Here is a 4,438-nt window from a genome sequence, read left to right as displayed (position 1 = left end):
CTCCTCAATTACCAAATATATTAGATGTTTTTCCTAATGCTGAAGGCATTTTTGAATATGTGGATGGAGTTTATGTGCCTGCTACAGAAATTGAATTAAATAATGGATATTTTGTGAATAATAGGATAACACAAAGTGAAATTTATTGTGGCCACCCATCTTGGGAAAAATGTTTTTATATAGAACAAGGATGGAATTTAATAGGGTCTTATCCAGAAAAAGTAAATAAATCTCATTTAAATTTTAATCCAGATAAAAGTTCATTTTTAACTTTTTATTCTTTTGATTCTACAACTGGAAGATATATTGAAGAAAATAGTTTAGAACCTGGAAAAGGATATTGGGTTTTGAGTACATATAACAATACAATTAAGATGTGTCCAAATAGAGAGAAACTAAATATAACTTGTGTTTATGAATGCGGAGAGATTGTATCTGAGGGAGTTCACACTTTATGTAATGATATTTATGCTGAAAATATACAGAATTGTTTTAATATAAATACAGAAAATATTTTGTTTGATTGTACGAAGTATAAGATAATTGGAAAAAATTCTACAAATGCATTTTACTTAGATAAAGTAAATGATTCTATTTTTAGAAATTGTTATGTGAGCGGATTTAATGTAGGGTTTGTACTTGATGACGGATTTAATAATATTTTTGAGGATAATATTCTTTTAAATAATGGGGCTGGTTTTATAACCTCTTATCCATCTAGAAATATAAGTATACAAAGAAATATAATTAAAAGAAATATTTCTTCAAATGAATCTAAAGGAATGATTATTTTAAGCAGGAATTCAACAATTAAAAATAATACAATTGAAGGGTATAATAACGGCCTTTGGGTTTTATCTCTTCCTTTACCTCCTGGTGGGATATCTGATCCCATAAAATTTATTGATAATAAAATTATTAATAATAAAATTGGTATTTATATCATGGACGGAATTGAAAATGAATTTAAAAATAATATAATATGTGATAATGAAATATCTGATGTTTTTTCAATTTTTTCTCCACATAGAGCTAATTTTGAAGATAATATATGTGATTATTCATCTCCATTATTTAGTGGTATTCCTGGATTGACTTCAATCTGTGATGTTCCTTGTCCTTAGTAATTGAATAGAGTTTTATTTCTTAAAATATTTAAATTATTTTAAGATAAATGAGTTTTAGTTAATATAGAGTATTTTATAAAATCAAAAATAATATGCAAAAAATTAAGAGCAGTTAAGTTAGAATAAAACTTTGTCTCTTTGTTAAATCACTTTTATTTTTTATATTTGGAGAAATATCTGCTGTTATACTTAAATCAGATCTAATTTTAGGATAACAGTCTCCAACATAAACAACATAAAATAATTTTTCAAATATTTCAAAAGTTAGATATTCGTGTGCAGGATTAAAATCAATGCAAATATTAGGTCTTCTTTCAACTCTTGTTTGTTCTCTATTTAAAGGAGGAAGTTCAGATTGATTAAAAATTTTATTTCCATCTCTATCATAAATTGAGCATTTAATATCCCATATATCTTTTTTTTGTTCTATGCTCATTGCTTTGCAATTTATTCTTAAACAACATACTCCACAAGCATTACAATATGATAATGCAGTAGGAACTAATTCTGGATATGTTTCTATATATTTTTGAAATTCTTTAATTCTATTTTCTTTAACTGAATGTATATCTGGCATCAAAGAATTAGTATTTAATGTATCTATTTTAGGTGCTGGGAATCTAGTTGTTATTTCAGATAAAACAGCAAGTAAAAGAGTTCTATCTTGTATTAATTCCATATTCTAAACCTTTTAATCCCACCAGCTTTCTCTTTTTTCTTTTTTTATTCTTTTTGGATTTTCTATTAGAGAAGCTCTTATTCTATTTCCTTTTCCTGTACTTAAAGGTTCAAGTAAATTTCTAAATTCATTTCTTTCAATTTTTTGTTCATCTGCTTCTTCATTTTTTTTATTTTTTAATTCTGGCATAGGTTACACCCCATAACTATTGTTAATTAAATTGGGTTTTCTGAGTTTAAAAAGCTTTGTTTTATATATTTTTTTGTTCTTCAACAGAATAAGGAAGGCGCACATAATACACACCGTTGTAATCTTTTAAAATGATCAAATCTTTAATAATAGAATCCATATTTATTTCAAAAATACCTTTATCAATCATAGTTATATTTTCTAATCTTCCTTCGTGATTTATTTTTTCATTGCTTCTATCTTTTTCCTTTTTAATTTTCACAAAAATTTGAGAACCACAGGAACATTCTTCTTGATTTTCGTTTGTAAGAATTTTTCCACAAACTGCGCATTTATATGTCATATACTCACTTTTTCTTTGCCTCAGCAACTATAGTATTATATAGACTATGCATATTGTCTCCTTTTAAAGCAGAAACTTCAACAATTGGGTAATCTGGGAAGGTTTTTTTGATTTCATTAGTATTTGCATTTTCTAAATCAATTTTATTTGCAACTAAAATTATTGGGATATTTCTTGCTTCTAAATTTCCTAATAAGGTAATATTTACTTGATTAAATGGATCTTTAGTTGAATCTAATATAACTAATGCAGTATCAACTTTATCTAACCATTTAAGTGCTTCAACAATTCCTTTTGTTGCTTCTTTTGCTCTCTGTTGTGCATCGTTAATACTTAAACCATAATTCAGAAAATCTCTATAGTCTACTTTAACAGCTAATCCTGGCATATCTAATAAATTCATTTCTAAAGTGCAACTTTTTAATTTAATAGAAACTTTTTCTTTTTTCTGAACCATTCTTGTTTCATGCGGAATTACTGATACTTGGCCTAATGGACTGCCGGTTAAATCTAAACTAATCCTATTAGCTAATGAGGTTTTACCTGCATTAGGGCTACCATAGAAACCTAAACTTATGTTCTTTTTCGAATGAAAAAGTCCTTTAATCCATAAAAATATTTTATCAAACATGCTAGTACACCTATTATTGTGGATTATGTTATTGATATAAAATTTTATAAACCCTTCTCACAAAACTATTGTGTATGCAAATAATTACAATACCAAAAAAAAGAGTTAAGTATTTAAAGGATAATCTTAAAATAATTGAAAACGAGCTTTTGGTTAGTATAAAATTTAAAGAAGATTTTATTGAGATAGAAGGAGATGAATTTAAGGAGTATATAGCTGAAAAGGTAATTGATGCAATATCAAGAGGATTTGATGTAAATGCATCTTTGAAACTTACAGACGAAGATAATATAGTAAAAACAATTAATTTAAAAGATTTTCTTTCAGATAGGTTAGTAAAAAGACAATTAGGTAGAATAATAGGAGAAAAAGGAAAATCAAAAAAAATAATTGAAGAAGAGGGTAAAGTGAATATATCAATACAAGAACATGAAGTTTCAATTTTAGGAAATTTTGAAGATGTTGAGGTTGCAGTAAATGCAATTCAAAAATTAATAAATGGAACTCCACATACAAATGTTTTTAGATATATATCAGAAGCTCAGGCTAAAATGTCAGGTAAAATATAGGTGTAATAATGTCAGATGTATTTTCAGAATTTAAAGAACATTCAATTGCTGAATTTTTTAAAAAGAATAGGCAGATGCTTGGTTTTTCAGGAAAAACTAGGTCATTAACTACAATAATTCATGAATTAGTTACTAATTCTCTAGATGCTGCAGAAGAAGCAAGAATTTTGCCAGAAATATATGTTAAGATAGATGAATTAAATAAAGAGGAAGGCAGATATAAGATTTTTGTTAAAGATAATGGGAGTGGTATACCTGAAAAACATTTAGGTAAAGCAATGGCAATGATGCTGGCAGGAACTAAATTTCATAGATTTGTTCAGCAAAGAGGGCAACAAGGTATTGGTGCTGCTGGCGTAACAATGTATGCACAATTAACTACTGGTAAAGCAGTTCATCTTGTTTCTGAGTATAAAGGAATTAAAGTTGAATGTGATATCTCTATTGATTTTAAAACTAATGTTCCCTTAATAAAAAACCTCATTAAAGAAAAAACCGAATTACATGGTTTAAGTTATGAAGCTGAAATTTCTGATGTTAAATATGATAAAAGTTCATATGGTGTTTTTGAATATTTAAAAAGAACAGCAATTGCTAATCCACATACAAGTATAGTTTTAGTTGAACCTGATGGCACTGAAAATTTATTTCCACGTTCAGTAGAAATAATTCCACCAAAACCAGTAGAAGTTCAGCCACACCCATTAGGAATTACAACAAGTGATTTGATAGATTTTGCGCATCATGATGCTGGTAATTCAACAATAAGGCAATTTTTACAAAATAAATTTTCAAGATTAAGTGCAGCAAAAGCTCAAGAACTAGATGAATTGTGTTCTAATATTGATTTTAAGAAGAGTCCTGGAAAATTAGAATGGGCTGAGGCTGAGGACATTGTAA

General features: G+C 27.3%; 7 protein-coding genes. 3 read left to right on the top strand and 4 right to left on the bottom strand.

Going from position 1 to position 4,438, the window contains the following annotated elements:
- On the top strand, nucleotides 1-1,124 hold a 1,124-nt coding region (locus WC356_07455; protein MFA5382979.1), incomplete at its 5' end, for a NosD domain-containing protein.
- A gap of 115 nt (nucleotides 1,125-1,239) precedes the next feature.
- Here the strand turns inward: WC356_07455 and WC356_07450 are convergent.
- From WC356_07450 to WC356_07435, 4 genes are all read right to left on the bottom strand, one after another.
- On the bottom strand, nucleotides 1,240-1,806 hold the full coding sequence (locus tag WC356_07450; protein MFA5382978.1) for a hypothetical protein: 567 nt from the start codon (nucleotides 1,804-1,806) through the stop codon (nucleotides 1,240-1,242).
- Between the two features lie 12 nt (nucleotides 1,807-1,818).
- Nucleotides 1,819-1,995 carry a hypothetical protein gene (locus WC356_07445; GenBank protein MFA5382977.1) on the bottom strand — a complete coding sequence of 59 codons (177 nt, stop codon included), beginning with the start codon at nucleotides 1,993-1,995 and terminating at the stop codon, nucleotides 1,819-1,821.
- A gap of 61 nt (nucleotides 1,996-2,056) precedes the next feature.
- Nucleotides 2,057-2,338 carry a Zn-ribbon containing protein gene (locus tag WC356_07440; protein ID MFA5382976.1) on the bottom strand — a complete coding sequence of 94 codons (282 nt, stop codon included), beginning with the start codon at nucleotides 2,336-2,338 and terminating at the stop codon, nucleotides 2,057-2,059.
- Between the two features lie 4 nt (nucleotides 2,339-2,342).
- Complete coding sequence (locus WC356_07435) at nucleotides 2,343-2,969, bottom strand: Era-like GTP-binding protein (protein MFA5382975.1); 627 nt, start codon at nucleotides 2,967-2,969, stop codon at nucleotides 2,343-2,345.
- A 74-nt stretch (nucleotides 2,970-3,043) separates the two neighbouring features.
- Here WC356_07435 and WC356_07430 point away from each other — a divergent pair, with 74 nt between their 5' ends.
- Both WC356_07430 and WC356_07425 read left to right on the top strand, forming a co-directional pair.
- On the top strand, nucleotides 3,044-3,538 hold the full coding sequence (locus tag WC356_07430; protein ID MFA5382974.1) for a KH domain-containing protein: 495 nt from the start codon (nucleotides 3,044-3,046) through the stop codon (nucleotides 3,536-3,538).
- A gap of 8 nt (nucleotides 3,539-3,546) precedes the next feature.
- On the top strand, nucleotides 3,547-4,438 hold an 892-nt coding region (locus WC356_07425), incomplete at its 3' end, for a DNA topoisomerase VI subunit B (GenBank protein ID MFA5382973.1).

It is taken from the genome of Candidatus Micrarchaeia archaeon (genome assembly GCA_041653315.1).
In the GTDB taxonomy this organism is placed as follows: domain Archaea; phylum Micrarchaeota; class Micrarchaeia; order Anstonellales; family JAHKLY01; genus JAHKLY01.
This window is presented reverse-complemented; position numbering and strand designations above follow the sequence as displayed.